The sequence below is a fragment of the Xenorhabdus bovienii SS-2004 genome, assembly GCF_000027225.1.
Classification (GTDB): Bacteria; Pseudomonadota; Gammaproteobacteria; order Enterobacterales; family Enterobacteriaceae; genus Xenorhabdus; species Xenorhabdus bovienii_C.
This window is the reverse complement of record NC_013892.1, coordinates 1,364,954-1,380,482: the sequence shown is the minus strand read 5'-3', so window position 1 is coordinate 1,380,482 and position 15,529 is coordinate 1,364,954. Positions and strand designations below refer to the sequence as shown.

At 45.2% G+C, this 15,529-nt stretch carries 12 protein-coding genes; 10 read left to right on the top strand and 2 right to left on the bottom strand.

Annotation, left to right across the window (positions count from 1 at the left end):
• Window positions 1-133 precede the first annotated feature (133 nt).
• The 9 genes from XBJ1_RS06090 (at window position 134) to XBJ1_RS06055 (ending at window position 11,911) form a co-directional block, all read left to right on the top strand.
• Window positions 134-343, top strand: a complete 210-nt coding sequence (locus XBJ1_RS06090; protein ID WP_012987946.1) for a helix-turn-helix domain-containing protein — start codon at window positions 134-136, stop codon at window positions 341-343.
• On the top strand, window positions 330-1,832 hold the full coding sequence (locus tag XBJ1_RS06085; RefSeq protein ID WP_012987945.1) for a sigma-54 interaction domain-containing protein: 1,503 nt from the start codon (window positions 330-332) through the stop codon (window positions 1,830-1,832). Before XBJ1_RS06090 ends, XBJ1_RS06085 begins: the two co-directional genes overlap by 14 nt.
• A 50-nt stretch (window positions 1,833-1,882) precedes the next feature.
• A complete protein-coding gene (locus tag XBJ1_RS06080) occupies window positions 1,883-5,323 on the top strand; it encodes a DEAD/DEAH box helicase family protein (RefSeq protein ID WP_198408072.1) in 3,441 nt (1,146 codons plus the stop codon).
• Between the two features lie 2 nt (window positions 5,324-5,325).
• Window positions 5,326-7,164, top strand: coding sequence for a DNA recombination protein RmuC (gene rmuC, locus XBJ1_RS06075; protein ID WP_038198550.1), 1,839 nt, complete (start codon window positions 5,326-5,328; stop codon window positions 7,162-7,164).
• 102 nt (window positions 7,165-7,266) lie between these two features.
• On the top strand, window positions 7,267-8,871 hold the full coding sequence (locus tag XBJ1_RS06070; RefSeq protein WP_012987942.1) for a type I restriction-modification system subunit M: 1,605 nt from the start codon (window positions 7,267-7,269) through the stop codon (window positions 8,869-8,871).
• Window positions 8,868-10,091, top strand: a complete 1,224-nt coding sequence (locus XBJ1_RS06065; protein ID WP_012987941.1) for a restriction endonuclease subunit S — start codon at window positions 8,868-8,870, stop codon at window positions 10,089-10,091. The genes XBJ1_RS06070 and XBJ1_RS06065 overlap by 4 nt, the downstream gene beginning before the upstream one ends.
• Before the next feature lie 9 nt (window positions 10,092-10,100).
• Window positions 10,101-10,253 carry a hypothetical protein gene (locus XBJ1_RS21750; RefSeq protein WP_158304282.1) on the top strand — a complete coding sequence of 51 codons (153 nt, stop codon included), beginning with the start codon at window positions 10,101-10,103 and terminating at the stop codon, window positions 10,251-10,253.
• A gap of 37 nt (window positions 10,254-10,290) precedes the next feature.
• Window positions 10,291-10,985 (top strand): IS1 family transposase gene (locus XBJ1_RS20650; protein WP_143827612.1). Its coding sequence is split into 2 segments (ribosomal slippage): window positions 10,291-10,546 and window positions 10,546-10,985, totalling 696 coding nucleotides; the frame shifts between segments, so codons are not numbered across the junction.
• A 383-nt stretch (window positions 10,986-11,368) separates the two neighbouring features.
• On the top strand, window positions 11,369-11,911 hold the full coding sequence (locus XBJ1_RS06055) for a hypothetical protein (protein WP_012987939.1): 543 nt from the start codon (window positions 11,369-11,371) through the stop codon (window positions 11,909-11,911).
• Window positions 11,912-11,923: 12 nt separating this feature from the next.
• On the opposite strand, the gene XBJ1_RS20645 is transcribed toward XBJ1_RS06055, so the two are convergent.
• Window positions 11,924-12,618, bottom strand: a protein-coding gene (locus tag XBJ1_RS20645; RefSeq protein ID WP_143827632.1) for an IS1 family transposase whose coding sequence is annotated in 2 segments (ribosomal slippage) — window positions 11,924-12,363 and window positions 12,363-12,618 — 696 coding nt in all. Because the reading frame shifts where the segments join, the coding sequence is not laid out codon by codon here.
• A gap of 459 nt (window positions 12,619-13,077) precedes the next feature.
• The gene (locus tag XBJ1_RS06045) at window positions 13,078-14,034 is read right to left on the bottom strand and encodes an IS110 family transposase (protein ID WP_012987297.1); all 957 of its coding nucleotides are present in this window, start codon (window positions 14,032-14,034) and stop codon (window positions 13,078-13,080) included.
• Between the two features lie 246 nt (window positions 14,035-14,280).
• On the opposite strand from XBJ1_RS06045, the gene XBJ1_RS06040 reads away from it, so the two are divergent.
• The gene (locus XBJ1_RS06040) at window positions 14,281-15,288 is read left to right on the top strand and encodes an IS110 family transposase (protein WP_012987937.1); all 1,008 of its coding nucleotides are present in this window, start codon (window positions 14,281-14,283) and stop codon (window positions 15,286-15,288) included.
• Window positions 15,289-15,529 lie beyond the last annotated feature (241 nt).

Genomic DNA, 15,529 nt, shown 5'->3' with positions numbered 1-15,529 from the left:
CAACTAACGATCAAAAATTAATCGATATAGCCCGACTTTTTATCGTTACGCGTAAATATTTCAGTTAATCTTTAATTTTTTCAGAATTTTGGGATATTATTAGACCTAATTGTGTACATCGTAGAGTCAGGCCATGATACGTTGCCATCTCGCTCGCCTGATGGGAGAGCGAAAAATGAAAATTTCCGACGTCTTGCGTGAAACCGGTCTTAGCAGGAATACTGTAACGCTGATGTACAAAGAATCTGCGCAAAAGATCGACATTGAGGCTTTGGATAAACTTTGCCGCCTATTTGAATGTGAGGTGGCTGATATGCTGGAGTTCACGGATGTGCAAGGCTAAGCCCCATACACTGGTCAGCTGGATTGGGGGGAACGACCTCAAAGCCACCGGCAGCACCGGAGCTGATGGTCAGGCGCTTGGGCCGATTGCTGCGACTCTTACAGCACAAGCGTTTGATGCCGTAGAACTGCTTTACAACTACCCGGAAGATCAGGTGAGGTCCTATCTGGCTTGGTTGCAGGAGCTAGTTACCACGCCTATCTGTGCTCACGCCATTTCGCTATCTTCACCTGTTAACTTCGGTGAAATCTATGTTCAGGCCAATCAGCAGCTATCTAAGCTTACCGTAGAGGGCTGCGAGTTATCCCTCTTGTTAAGCCCAGGAACACCGGCCATGCAGGCTGTGTGGATCTTATTGGGTAAAACCCATTATCCCTGTCAGTTTTATCAATCATCACTAGAGCAGGGTGTCCAACAAGTGGATATCCCCTTTGAGGTTTCAGCGGAATACCTGCCCGCTGCTAAAAGCATTGACAGCGCAAAGATTAGCCAGCTGGCAGAGGCCAGTGCCCCTATCAATGCAGCCTTCGACAACATTGTCACCCGTAACCCCCGCATGCAGTCTCTGAAAGCGCAGGCGCAAATACTGGCAGAACGTGAAGTGCCAGTGTTGATCTATGGGGAGAGCGGTACAGGTAAAGAGCTCTTTGCCCGTGCTATTCATAATGCCAGTCATAGAGCCAACAAGCCGTTTGTGCCGGTTAACTGCGGTGCTATTCCGACCGAGCTGGTCGATTCAGTCCTCTTTGGTCATAAGAAAGGCGCCTTCACCGGTGCTCTAGCCGACAAGGCAGGTTTATTCGAGCAAGCTAATGGTGGAACTCTATTTCTGGATGAATTTGGCGAACTGGAACCCAGTATACAAGTGCGTTTATTACGCGTATTACAGGAGGGGACGTTCATCCCTGTGGGCGGCACCAAAGAGCAAAAGGTCGATGTCCGCTTGATTACGGCGACCCACCGCAACCTGATAGAAGCGGTTTCCAATGGTAGCTTTAGGGAGGATTTGTTCTATCGGGTGGCTGTTGGAGTACTACATCTACCGCCCCTGAGGGAGCGTGATGGAGATCTGTCATTACTGGCAGATAGCTTGGTCAAAGCGATGAGTATCCATGACTCGATGCTTAGGCATAAGAAAATTTCTCCTGATGCAAAAAATCTTATCCTTCAATGCCCTTGGCGAGGAAATGTGCGTGAATTGCAGTCCACATTGCTGCGAGCAGCTCTATGGTGCCAAGGTGACGATATTACCGCCGCTGATATCCGTCAGGCGTTGTTCCATATGCCAGAGCCGGAAACAGGGTTGATGAATATGGATATATCTCAAGGTATTGATATACAATGTATAATTGGCAGCGTTGCTGCGACTTATATACGTAAGGCGTTGGATCATAGTGGCCAAAACAAGACCCGATCAGCACAGCTGCTGGGGCTGAAAAACTACCAGACACTGAACAATTGGATGGAAAAATACGGTATTTCCCAGTGATTAAATAAAATTGGCACGTCCTTTGCTAAAACTCTCTGTACGTAGAGACGATGCAGGTATGGACAGAATATATGGACAAAATAATTTTGATGAAATCAGCGAACTTCGAATTCTTGCGACCTGAAAATGATTTTCTTGCCAACCTCGGTAGTTTCGCCGAGGCGGTACTGCATATTGATCCGGGTAGTGCCCTGACCCGCCTGCGCAGCTTTGCTGAAGTACTGACCAAGGCCATTTATAAGGAAGAACTGCTGCCGCACATGCCGCAATCCAACTTCTATGAGCTGATCAAAAACCCGGTTTTTGAAGACTGCGTCAGCAAGTCACTGATTCACCAGATCAACTTTTTGCGTATTCAAGGTAACGATACCGCCCATGGTGCAGAAGGCGAATTGCGTAATGCTCAAATGGCATTGGGCACGGCGCACCAGTTGGCCATGTATATGGGTATTAAGTACTACAACAAAAAGAAGGACCAGATCCCCTCTTTTGTCGATATAAAAGACCCTACGGCAACTTTGAACCAACTGCAAAAATCCGTTTCAAGCTACGAAAAAGAATTGCAAAAGCAGCAGGAAGAACTCGAAAGGGTGATCGAGCAGCTGGAACGTGAGCGCACCCGAAATATCGACAAGCTTGAGCCACCCGCCAAGTCTGACCGACAAAAACGCCGGCAGCAGAGCCAGTTAGTGGCCGACAGCCTGCAATGGAACGAAGCCAAAACCCGTGCACTATTGATCGACGCCATGCTGTTGCAAGCTGGCTGGGATATCCAGAACCCCGATCAGGTTAGCCATGAATTTGAAGTGATCTTTCCCAATAATCCCTCAGGCAAGGGTTATGTGGATTATGTGCTATGGGGTGATAACGGTCATCCGCTTGCTGTTATCGAAGCGAAAAAATCCGGCAATACCAACCTTCAAGCAGGTCGTGAGCAGGCTCGCCTCTATGCCGATGCCTTTGAACACATGGGCTACCAGCGCCCGGTGATTTTCTATTCCAACGGTTACGAAACCTTCATTTGGGATGATCATCAGTACAACACCTATCGTCCGGTGTATGGCTTCTACAGTAAGGACAGCCTGGATTATCTGATCTACCAGCGCCATTACCGTGCCGCTGAGCTGGAAAAATTCAACCCAGAGCTCAGCATTGCTGACCGTCCTTATCAGATCGAAGCCATCAAAACAGTCGCGGCACACTTTCAAAGTCAGCGCCGCAAGGCGCTGATTATTCAGGCGACCGGTACAGGAAAAACCCGTGTTGCCATTGCACTGGCTGAATTACTGCTTCGTACTGGCTGGGCCAAGCGCGCTCTGTTTTTGTGTGATCGCAAAGAACTGCGGGTACAGGCCGACGATGCTTTTAAGCAAAATCTACCCTCTGAGCCGCGTTGTGTGATTGGTGAAACCAACAAGATTGATAAAAGTGCGCGTATCTATATTGCCACTTACCCCGGCATGATGAACCGCTTCTCTCAATTGGATGTAGGCTTCTTCGATCTGATCATTGCCGATGAATCCCATCGCAGTATCTACAACAAATACCGCGATCTGTTCGATTACTTCGATGCCCTTCAAGTGGGCTTAACCGCGACCCCGGTGAAATTTATCAGTCGCAATACGTTCGATATGTTCGACTGCGAAACCACTGACCCAACATTTGAGTTCGGGCTGGATGCAGCGATTAACAACGAACCACCGTATTTGGTACCGTTTCGGGTTAAAGATCTTACCACTGATTTCCTGCGTGATGGTATTCACTACAATAACCTCACCGAAGAGCAGAAGCGCCAACTCGAAGAAGACTTGGGCGAGGAAGAGGCCCGTAATACCACTATTGCAGGTAAAGACATTGGCCGTAAGATCTTCAGTGAAGATACTGACCGCATTATTCTGGAAAACCTGATAAACAATGGCATCAAAGATGAAACTGGCTCCCTGGTCGGTAAAACTATCATCTTTGCCCAACGCCAGGATCACGCTGAGCATCTGGAAGAACTGTTCTGCAAGCTGTATCCGCAGTACGGTACTAAGGTATGCAAGGTCATCCATAATTCCATTCCCCATGTGGAAAGCCTGATCAAAGAGTTCAAAAAGGCTGACAACGAGTTTCGCATCGCTATTTCGGTCGACATGCTTGATACAGGCATCGACGTGCCTGAGGTGGTTAATCTCGTTTTCGCCAAACCTGTGAAAAGTTGGGTGAAATTCTGGCAGATGATTGGCCGAGGTACGCGTCTACGGCACAATCTTTTCGGGCCTGGCAAACACAAAACCGAATTCCTGATTTTTGACCATTACGCTAACTTCGCTTTCTTTGAAGAGGAATATCAGGAGCCAGAAGACACTGGCGGAAAATCTTTGCTGCAAACTACCTTCGAATCCCGGATTGAGCTGGCTCAGGCCGCCTTACAGCGAAACCATGCAGCCGCCTTCGATGCTGCCATTGAGTTATTGCGTGCCGATATTAACGACCTGCCAGATACTAGTATTGCAGTAAAACGTGAATTGCGGGTCGTACACCAGTTACAGCAAACCGATCTACTGAAGCGCTTTGATGCAAAAACTCAGCATCAGTTGGCCAATCACATCGCTCCATTAATGTCGGCCCGTGTATTGCGCGACAAACATGCGACTTATCTGGATAAGCTCATGGCCACCATAGAACGCTGCCTAGTAGAGCAAGCCAGCTGTTTTGATGATGGTCGAGAGCTGCTGTTGGCAGAACTTAATAAGCTGGCCGTTAACATTCAGGCAGTGCGCCAGAAAGATGTGGTTATAGCAGAAGTGCGCAGTGCCGAGTTCTGGCAAAACCCGACTATCGATAAGCTGGAAAAAGCTCGCAAAGAGTTGCGGGGCATCATGAAATATCGCCAAACCGTTAGCGGTGGATTGTACGCTATACCAGCAACAAAAACGGGTGACACCGGTTTGCAACTAAAAGAACGTGAGGTAACAATCGCAGGTGCCAACGAGGCCATGATCTACCGCCGTAGACTCAAAGATATTCTAGATCAGATGATAGCTGCCAACCCCACGTTACAGAAAATCCGTAAAGGCGAATCTATTGCCGAACCAGAATTAAAAACCCTCACCTCGACCATACTCACCAGCCACCCCAGTGTGAGTTTGGAGGTGCTGAATGAATTCTATGGCCGCACTGCCGATCAACTACACCTGACCGTGCGTGAAATTATCGGGCTGGACTCGCAAGCCATCGAAGACCACTTCAAGAGCTTTTTGCACGCCCACCCAACACTTACAGCACAGCAAGTGCGCTTTATGAACCTACTGAAAAACTACATCGCCCAGCACGGCTCGATCAGGATCGAAAAACTGTACGATGCGCCTTTTACCTCAGTTTCGCACGAGGGTATTGACGGCGTATTTACCGCCGATGACGTGGGTGAGTTAATCACCGTACTAAAACCTTTTATCAAGGCTGAACCTAAATTGTTAGGCTCACAGCCTGAGAGCACACAGGAGTGACCATGCAATCACTAGAATGGACGACTAAACTCATGATTATTGCCTCTGTGGCGGGCCTGGTTCTCGCTGCTTTTGGCTATCTGCTGGCTATGGTCCTGCTAGGACGTAAGAACACTGAGCTCAACACCCAATTGCAACAGGCTGATCAAGCCCTTAAGCTGGCCAACACTCAAAACCAGAAATACCAGGATGAGCTCAAGCAGCTTGGTATCACTCTGCACGAGAAAGAACTGTCGGAAAGCAAGCTACAGACGCAACAGACCAATGCAAAGGTCACAGAACAACGCCTGAATGACGCATTAGCCGAGCGTAAAGGCGAGCTGGCATCCTTACAGAAAACGCTGGAAGAGTTACGAGGGCAGCACCATAGTACAGAAAAGCAACTAGAAACCGCTCAAGCCGATAACCGAGCGTTGAAAGAACAAGCGCAGGATTTACGAGACCGTCTGGAAAAATGTGAGCAGAACGTTCAGCAAGAACGCACCTTGGTGAGCCAACTCAAAGATGAGCTGGCACAAGAAGGCAAAAAGGCCAAAGAGTTGGAGGCATCCAATACCGAAGCGCGCGAGCAGCTGAAAGACGTCAAACAGACCCTTGTAGATCAACAACAGCGTTATGATCAGATTCAGGAGCACTATCAGTCGCTCAGTAACGAGTATACTGAGCTTAAAACCACGCTGGAGCGCAAAGAAGAACACTTTAAAGAGCAAATGCAGCAGCTCAGTGAAACCAAGCAATCGCTCACCAAAGAGTTTGAGAATCTGGCCAATAAAATTTTCGAGGAAAAAGGCAAAACCTTTACCCATACCAGTCAGGCCAGTATCGACACTATGCTCAAGCCTTTCCGCGAACAGATCGAAGGCTTCCAAAAGCGTATAAACGAAGTACACGATGCTTCGTTGCAAGGCAATACCAGCCTCAATGCCGAGATTAAAAAGGTACTGGAAATTGGCCTGCAAATGAGCAAAGAAGCCAATAACCTCACTTCTGCGCTGAAAGGGGATTCTCAGAAGCGCGGAGCCTGGGGCGAGGCACAGCTTCGTCGCACCCTGGAAATGAGTGGCTTGATGGAAGAGGCGCACTATGAAGTTCAAGGCTCATTCAGAGATGCAGAAGGCAAGCAAAAGCAGACAGACTATCTGATAAAGCTGCCCGATGGTAAGCACATCATCATCGACAGTAAGGTAGCACTGAACGCATACGACCGGGCTGTGGGTGCAGAATCACCGGAAGAATACCAACTGGCCATGAGCGAACATGTTAAAGCGGTACGCAGGCACATTGATGATCTGGCATTCAAGGATTACACCAACCTTGTTGGTATGCGTAGCCCCAGCTTTGTGCTCATGTTCATGCCCATTGAGCCTGCCTATATCGAGGCGCTCAAAGATAACAAAAACCTGTTCGAATACGGCTACAAAAAAGGTATTGTATTGGTCTCCCATACCACGCTCATTCCCATTCTGCGCACAGTGTCCAATCTGTGGATGATTGAACGCAGCAATGCCGAAGCCCGCGAAATCAGCGAAAAAGCAGGTGATATATACAACTCAGTGTGTACTGTAGCCGAGCGTTTAAGTAAATTAGGTGGCACCCTGAGTACCGTCAGCAACCACTACAACAGCACCGTCAAAGCGCTGGTAGGACAGCAAGGCTTGTATGGCAAGGTGGATCGGTTCAGTCAACTCTCTGCCAAAGTCAGTAAAAGCCTGCCCCACTTGGAGGCTGCACATATAGACTTCGAAACCGAGCGCCTGACCTTGATCGTTGAACCTATTGATGAGCAGACGAAAGAACAGGTGAAAGATCCGGCAGACGAACCTATGGATGAGTTGGCTTAAGAGATAGAGCCAAGCCAGTTGGAAAACACGGCACAGGGCAATGTGCTAAGCGCAGCGCCAATCGAATCAGAAACAGCAGAAAATCATTAAGCGAGCTATTCAATGCTAACAGGCCAAATACGTAACGATATCGACAATCTCTGGGGAAAATTCTGGACCGGCGGTATCACCAACCCCTTAACCGTGATCGAGCAAATCAGCTACCTGATGTTCGCCCGTATGCTCGACATGCAGGAAGACATGGCCGAACGCAAAGCGAACCGTACAGGTAAAGATTTTGATCGCCTGTTTCCCAATACACCGGAAGGGCAATTGTTGCGCTGGAAAAACTTTAAAAATCTCAGTGGCAAAGAACTGCATAAACACCTTAAGCAAAATGTTTTCCCTTACTTTGCAAAACTTGGCAAAAAGTCCGATGAACAAGATGGTCTGGGCAACGACGGTAGTGCCATCGAAGCTTTGGGGCATATCGGTGAATACATGCAGGATGCCGATCTTGAAATTAAAAATGAATCGGTGCTCGTCAGTGCAGTAGAGATGGTGGATGAACTGCCTCTAACCCAAAGCGATGTAAAAGGCGATATTTACGAATACCTGCTCAGTAAACTTACCACAGCCGGTATCAATGGCCAGTTCCGCACGCCTCGCCATATTATCGACGCTATGATCGAACTGATTAATCCTCAGCCCACTGATACTGTCTGCGACCCGGCCTGTGGTACAGCCGGATTTCTCACTCGCATCATGGAATATCTCAACCGCGTGCATTCCAGTGAGTTCGGCATTCTTGAAGACGACGACGGTAACAAACACTACACCGGCGACTTGTTAGAGCCTTACCGTGACCATATCAACAAAAAGATGTTCTGGGGTTTCGATTTCGACACGACTATGTTGCGCGTCAGCAGCATGAATATGGCTTTGCACGGGGTAAATGGAGCTAATATCCTCTATCAGGATAGCCTGAGTAAATCCATTAAAGAAAACTTCCCGCAGCAGGAAGAAAACTTCTTTGATGTCATCCTCGCCAACCCGCCATTTAAAGGTAGCCTGGACGAAACCAATACCAATCCCGATGTGTTGGGCTTGGTGAAAACCAAAAAGACCGAGCTACTGTTTGTGGCGCATATCCTGCGCGCCCTCAAACTCGGTGGCCGCGCAGCCGTCATCGTACCCGATGGCGTGCTGTTTGGCTCCTCCAAGGCACACCAGCAACTGCGTCAGGAGTTGATTGAAAATAACCAGCTCGAAGGTATTGTGAGTTTGCCCAGCGGCGTGTTTAAACCCTATACAGGTGTCAGCACGGCCATTTTGATGTTTACTAAAGGTGGCAGCACTGAACGTGTCTGGTTCTATGACCTGCAAACTGATAGCTATTCATTAGATGATAAAAGAACGCCGTTAAAAGGCGAAGGCAGCAACGACCTGCCCGAAGCTATTGCCAAGTGGAAGCAATATATTGCCTTGGTTGAGAGGAACGCTTTAGCCAAAGATATTAACAAAGCCTTTGGCGATAAAACTCAAAAAGCATTCGTGGTGGACGCCAAAGATATTGTCGACAACAAATTCGACCTCTCCATCAATCGTTATAAGGAAGTGGTGTATGAGGAAGAAGCTTTTGAGGACCCGAAGACGATTCTGAACAAACTGAAAACGCTGGAAAGCGAGATTATGGCGGATCTGGATGCACTGGAGGGGATGCTGTGAGTTGGCCTCAAGCTAAATTGGACGATGTTATATCGTTCATTCGTGGAGTGACCTTCAAGCCTGATGACCTGGTAGAGCCTTTATCTTCCAACTCTACTGTGGTTATGCGTACTAAAAATGTTCAGGTTGAAGGACTCGAGCAAAGTGATCTGATTGCTATTCCCTCGGAGCTAGTAAAGAGAAAGGAACAGGCTCTGTGTGAAGGAGATATTTTGATTTCATCAGCTAATAGCTGGGAGCTTGTGGGAAAGGCCAGTTACGTACCAAAGCTGAATTATCAGGCCACAGCTGGGGGATTTATCTCTATAGTCCGTGCGAAGCAGAGGGTTATTGATAGCAGATATCTTTACCACTGGATTAGTAGTCCGTCTACGCAGCATAGAATCAGGCATTGTGGCCGTCAAACCACAAATATTTCGAACTTGGATGTAGGTAGGTTCAAGGATCTGGAAATCCCTCTCCCACCCCTAACAGAACAAAAACGTATTGCCGCTATTCTCGATAAAGCCGGTGCCATCCGCCGCAAACGCCAGCAAGCCATCCAGCTTGCCAATGAATTCCTCCGCGCCGTGTTTCTGGATATGTTTGGTGATCCGGTGACGAATCCGAAGGGGTGGGAGGTTAGGCCATTGGTGGACGGCATTAAATCGATCATCTCCGGATGGAGTGCAAAAGGCGAAAGCTATCCTTGTAATGAGGGAGAGTATGGGGTGCTAAAAATTTCAGCGGTAACTAGTGGCAAATTTAATCCTCAGGAAAATAAATTTGTTTATGAAAAAGATATTCCTGCAGATAAGAAGTTAGTATTTCCTAAAAAAGGTGATCTTCTTTTTAGTCGAGCAAACACTAGAGATCTTGTCGCAGCAACGTGCATAGTCCCTAAAGATAACAATAATGTTTTTTTACCAGATAAGCTTTGGAATGTAAAAACAAGTGAAAATATACTATTGCCCGAATATCTAAACTACTTGATTTGGGAGCCTAGATTCAAAGGAAAGCTGACCTCTCAGGCGACTGGAACTAGTGGCTCTATGTTGAATATTTCAAAGGGAAAGTTCGAGACTACGGATGCAATTTTCCCCGATTTGCCACTGCAAAAGAAATTTAGATCAATTTATTGGAGAGTACAAAAGTACATTGACAGTTTAAATGCATCTCTTGATGGTTGTGATGCTTCTTTTTCATCATTGAGCCAAAAAGCCTTTTCTGGCGAAATCTAAGGAGAAGGTATGATCGGCGAAATCCAAATAAATCCGCCCATAGCGACTTATATGAGTCCAGCAAGGCTCAGTGATCTTCGCCGCATCAATTATATTTTTGGTGTGAACGGTACAAGCAAAACGACCATCAGCTGTGTAATTGGTCATGTATTAAATGGTTAGTTGCTGTGATATGCTTCCGGCTTTTTAAGGATGAAGTATGGCCAAAGTTGATGTCTATTGCCGTTATTGCCACAAATCAGAACAGGTCAAAGGACATGGGAAAGGAAATGGCGGACATCCTCGTTATCGCTGTTATAGCTGCTGTAAGGTCTTTCAGTTGGCGTATACCTATCAGGCCTGCAAACCCGGCGTTAAAGAACAGATTGTCGATATCGCGATGAATAACGGGGGAATTCGTGACACCGCTCGGATCCTGAAAGTCGCCACCGCCACCGTCATGAAAACATTAAAAACCTCAGACCCCGAAACGTAACGACACTTCCCCTTGCGGAATGTGGCATCCAGATTGTCTGTGAAATCGACGAGCAATGGTCGTTTGTCGGCAATAAGAAAAACCAACGCTGGCTTTGGTATGCTTGGGAACCCCGCCTGAAGCGAATAGTGGCTCATGTTTTTGGCGATCGCAGTCGAAAAACGTTAGACAAGCTGCTTACCCTCTTATCTTCCTTTACTATTCGGTTTTACTGCACGGATGACTATGTTGTTTATGACCCACTTCCCGAGGAAGAGCACTTGACTGGAAAGGCGTTTACTCAGCGTATAGAGAGAACGAATTTAACGCATCGTACCCGAATCAAAAGGCTGAATAGAAAAACCATTGGGTATTCAAAATCGGAAGAAATGCACGATAAAGTGATAGGAACCTTTATTGAACGTGAACATTATTTTTAATACCTAATCTAATCATTTAATACATGACCGCTTAAATCCCCATCTCTCCCCATTATTTTATGATGTGGGCTTTAAATATTTAACTATGGGAATAGTTTATTTTCAGTATTACTTTCAATGAAGAAAACTTACACACTTTCAATCTAACGTTATTTTATATAAATCATATATCCTTACTAAAAAGTGAGATTGGGATTTACTAATCTACTATGTAATTATAGTATCATATACTATAGAAGCCTACATTTTAACGTAAAACAACAAAATTGTAACTTTGTGTTAATCCAGCAAGAGTCTTCTATTAAGTAGCCGATTAATTACTTTATGTACTATTATGTGTTCTAAAATTTTATAGTGTATTTAACTAAATTACAGGAGGTTCCATGAGTAGTAGAAGTGATGTAATAAAAGGAAGGTTAGTTTATACCGAAAAATTAGGATGGGTAGATACTGGGCATTCAAAAGGTAATGATGCCAGAATGTTAATGGCCGCTATAAATTCAGGTGATGATACTAAAGAACCATACTTTACCATTAAGTACACACAATACATGGGGCTTGGATTAAAATATGGCACATCTAAAATAACAAGATGGAAAGTAAGAAGAGGACTATCTTTACACGATAAAAAAAGAGTTGCCCTTACTATTATGATGCATACAACTCATCTATTTGAAGCACATCAAGATTCTTTTCCTTTTAATTGGTATACAGATAGTGGGTACAGTGGTGAAGATTTGGTTTCAAATCTACTTGGTTTTTATCAGGCTATAAATGGAGTTGATTATTTACCTCAGCTTCAACCTATAAGTAAAGATGATGCACTAAAAAGATGGGATTATTATGGCGCTATAGGAAAGTATAAAAATAAAATGTTTAAGCCTTTATTGTTCCCTGACCCCCAAAAATGGTCATGTATTAAATGATTAGATTAGGTATTAAAAATAATGTTCACGTTCAATAAAGGTTCCTATCACTTTATCGTGCATTTCTTCCGATTTTGAATACCCAATGGTTTTTCTATTCAGCCTTTTGATTCGGGTACGATGCGTTAAATTCGTTCTCTCTATACGCTGAGTAAACGCCTTTCCAGTCAAGTGCTCTTCCTCGGGAAGTGGGTCGTAAACAACATAGTCATCCGTGCAGTAAAACCGAATAGTAAAGGAAGATAAGAGGGTAAGCAGCTTGTCTAACGTTTTTCGACTGCGATCGCCAAAAACATGAGCCACTATTCGCTTCAGGCGGGGTTCCCAAGCATACCAAAGCCAGCGTTGGTTTTTCTTATTGCCGACAAACGACCATTGCTCGTCGATTTCACAGACAATCTGGATGCCACATTCCGCAAGGGGAAGTGTCGTTACGTTTCGGAGTCTGAGGTTTTTAATGTTTTCATGACGGTGGCGGTGGCGACTTTCAGGATCCGAGCGGTGTCACGAATTCCCCCGTTATTCATCGCGATATCGACAATCTGTTCTTTAACGCCGGGTTTGCAGGCCTGATAGGTATACGCCAACTGAAAGACCTTACAGCAGCTATAACAGCGATAACGAGGATGTCCGCCATTTCCTTTCCCATGTCCTTTGACCTGTTCTGATTTGTGGCAATAACGGCAATAGACATCAACTTTGGCCATACTTCATCCTTAAAAAGCCGGAAGCATATCACAGCAACTAACCATTTAATACATGACCTAATTAAGGACGCAATAGGTTGTTTTCCGATAATTTGAAGGGACTCTGTTGTCCGAATATATCGACTGATCCGTGATAAATAAAATGAAGGCAATAATAAGTAAAGAAGGAGTAAAGGCCAAGTTAAATCAAGTGAAATAAAAAATGGTATCCGACAATAGCAGCGTAAAAAGTTAAAATGATTTCGGTTGAAAAATAATATTCTTAGATAGCGTATGTGATTAGTGTATCGAACCACTTAATGTTTATCCATAAAAGGTGTTTTTTTTCGTAACATCATGAGATAAAAATAAAAAAATAGGTAACAACTTTGACAAAATCATGATTGTGTTTATTTTATGCGCCCGATCACAAAAAAGACTATTTTTAGCAAGGCGGTTAATGAGCAACTGTCTTTCACTTTACACCGTGTGGAATGATTCGTCCCACGGTCTATTTGTTTTTATCATTGCATTGAGAATGACCAGTAATTTACGCATACACGCAACGATGGCGACTTTGTTTGGCTTGCCTGCTTCGGTCAATCTCTTGTAGAAAGCGCAGAGAACGGGGTTAAATCTAATTGCCGTTAACGTGGCCATATATAGCATTCGACGCACCATTGCTCTTCCTCCAAAGATTGTTCGTTTCCCCCGGAAAAATCCAGAATCTCGATTAAACGGTGCAACACCAATCAAGGCACTAATTTCCCGGCGTGTTAACTTACCCAACTCCGGTACATCAGCGATCAAAGTGGCTATTGTGGCAGGCCCAACGCCTTTTACTGTAGATAATAAATCGAGTTTGGAACGATGATAGGTTTTAATGTGTTTAGACAAGGCAGATTCAATGACCTTAAGCTGTTCCTGTATAAAGCTGATCATTAAAGTGATGCTTTCTCGAATGTCTGGATGGCAATTCCCCAACCTTTGGCGTTCTGAGATGGAAAGTACGACCAATTGGCGACGACGTGCGATCATGGCTTGCAAGACTCGTTGCTGAGCAGAGGGCAATATCCTGACTATTTTATCCCGGTCTGTTCGTTGAGATAAAACCAGGGCTAACTGTGCCAGCACCTGAGCATCTATTTTATCGGTTTTGGCTAAGTTACCCATTGCCTTAGCAAAGTCACGGGCTTGTCGGGGATTGACGATAGCAACAGCCAGCCCTATGGTCTGTAAAACACAAGCAACGGATACCTCATAACCCCCTGTTGCTTCTAATACAACTAAATCAATCTCATAGTTGGTCAGTGTAGCCGCTAGTTCATCATGACCTTCAGGGGTATTTGGATATGTCATTACGGTTCCCTGAGCACCAAGTGCAATTTCAAGTGAAGCTTTGGCAACATCAATACCGATACAAATCGTTTTAGTCATGGTTCTTCGGCTCCCATTCTTGCAAATACGAATTGTGTTTCAAGCAACTGTTCGGGTTTCTCGAAGAAAAGTCACAATCATGCGTCGAAAGCTCATTAACGGGCTTAATCCCTTGATGGTTATCTGACTGCATGATTGTTACCAATCTAACTTAACCATAATAAACCAGATTAAAGATACAAGATGGTCACCCTCACCCTGTAGGAGTATGCTGACAGAGTGATTCTTTTTAAAGAGGCCATTATCATGAACACTGTTGCAATTATCGGTATCGATCTCGGCAAACATTCATTTCACGTTCATTGTCAGGATAAACACGGCAAAGCCATTCTCCGTAAGAAATTCACGCGAAACAAATTATTTGAATTCTTAGGTTCAACACCATCGACGTGTATTGTGATGGAAGCGTGTGCAGGAGCTCATTTTATGGCAAGAAAAATGAGTGCTCTCGGCCATGAAGCGAAGCTGATTTCCCCTCAATTTGTCCGCCCTTTTGTTAAAAGTAATAAAAATGATTTTATTGATGCAGAGGCCATCTGTGAAGCCGCATCCAGACCTTCTATGCGATTTGTTCAGCCCAGACCAGAAGCTCAACAGGCGATGAGAGCGTTACATCGAGTCAGGGAGTCACTGATTAAAGATAAAGTAAAAACCACCAATCAAATGCATGCTTTTCTACTTGAATTTGGGGTCAGTATGCCTAAAGGGATTGCCATTATAAGAAGGCTTTCGGGTGTATTAGCAGAGAATGAACTCCCCCCATACTTAGTTCAGTTATTGATGCGTTTACATGCCCACTATCTTTACTTGGTTGAGCAAATTACTGAGCTTGAAAATGAACTTACTCAAGAGCTTTTTCGTGATGATACTAGTCAAAGGCTAATGACTATTCCGGGGATAGGACCGATAACTGCCAGTGTTTTATCGTCTCAATTAGGTGATGGCAAGCAATATGCTAAAAGTCGGGATTTTGCCTCATCAACAGGGTTGGTTCCTCGGCAATACAGTACAGGAGGAAAGAATACCCTGATGGGGATCAGTAAACGAGGAGATAAAAATTTACGGCGTTTATTGGTGCAATGTGCCCGAGTCTACATACAGCGGCTAACACATCAAACGGGGCGACTGGCTGAATGGGTAAAAAATCAGCTTCAAAAAAAACACTCTTGTGTGGTTGCTTGTGCACTCGCGAATAAGTTCGCTCGGATTGCTTGGGCAATAACGACCCAACGAACTGAGTTTAATCCATCCTGATAACGTCGAACTAAGTGACTACGTAATCATAGATAAAAGAAGTTACTTATCTGGTTTTGCGAAGACTGGTAATTGATGACATGAACGGCCTGACGGCCTGGTGATAAACCTAACAAAAAAAATGGCTCATAGAAGCCGGGCGGTTTTTAAAGGAGTATCAGGCGCGGAACTCATTGAGGCGCGGGCATCCTTGCCCATATTGACGCCGGATAGATTTAAGCAAGCCCATCATAAATCAAAA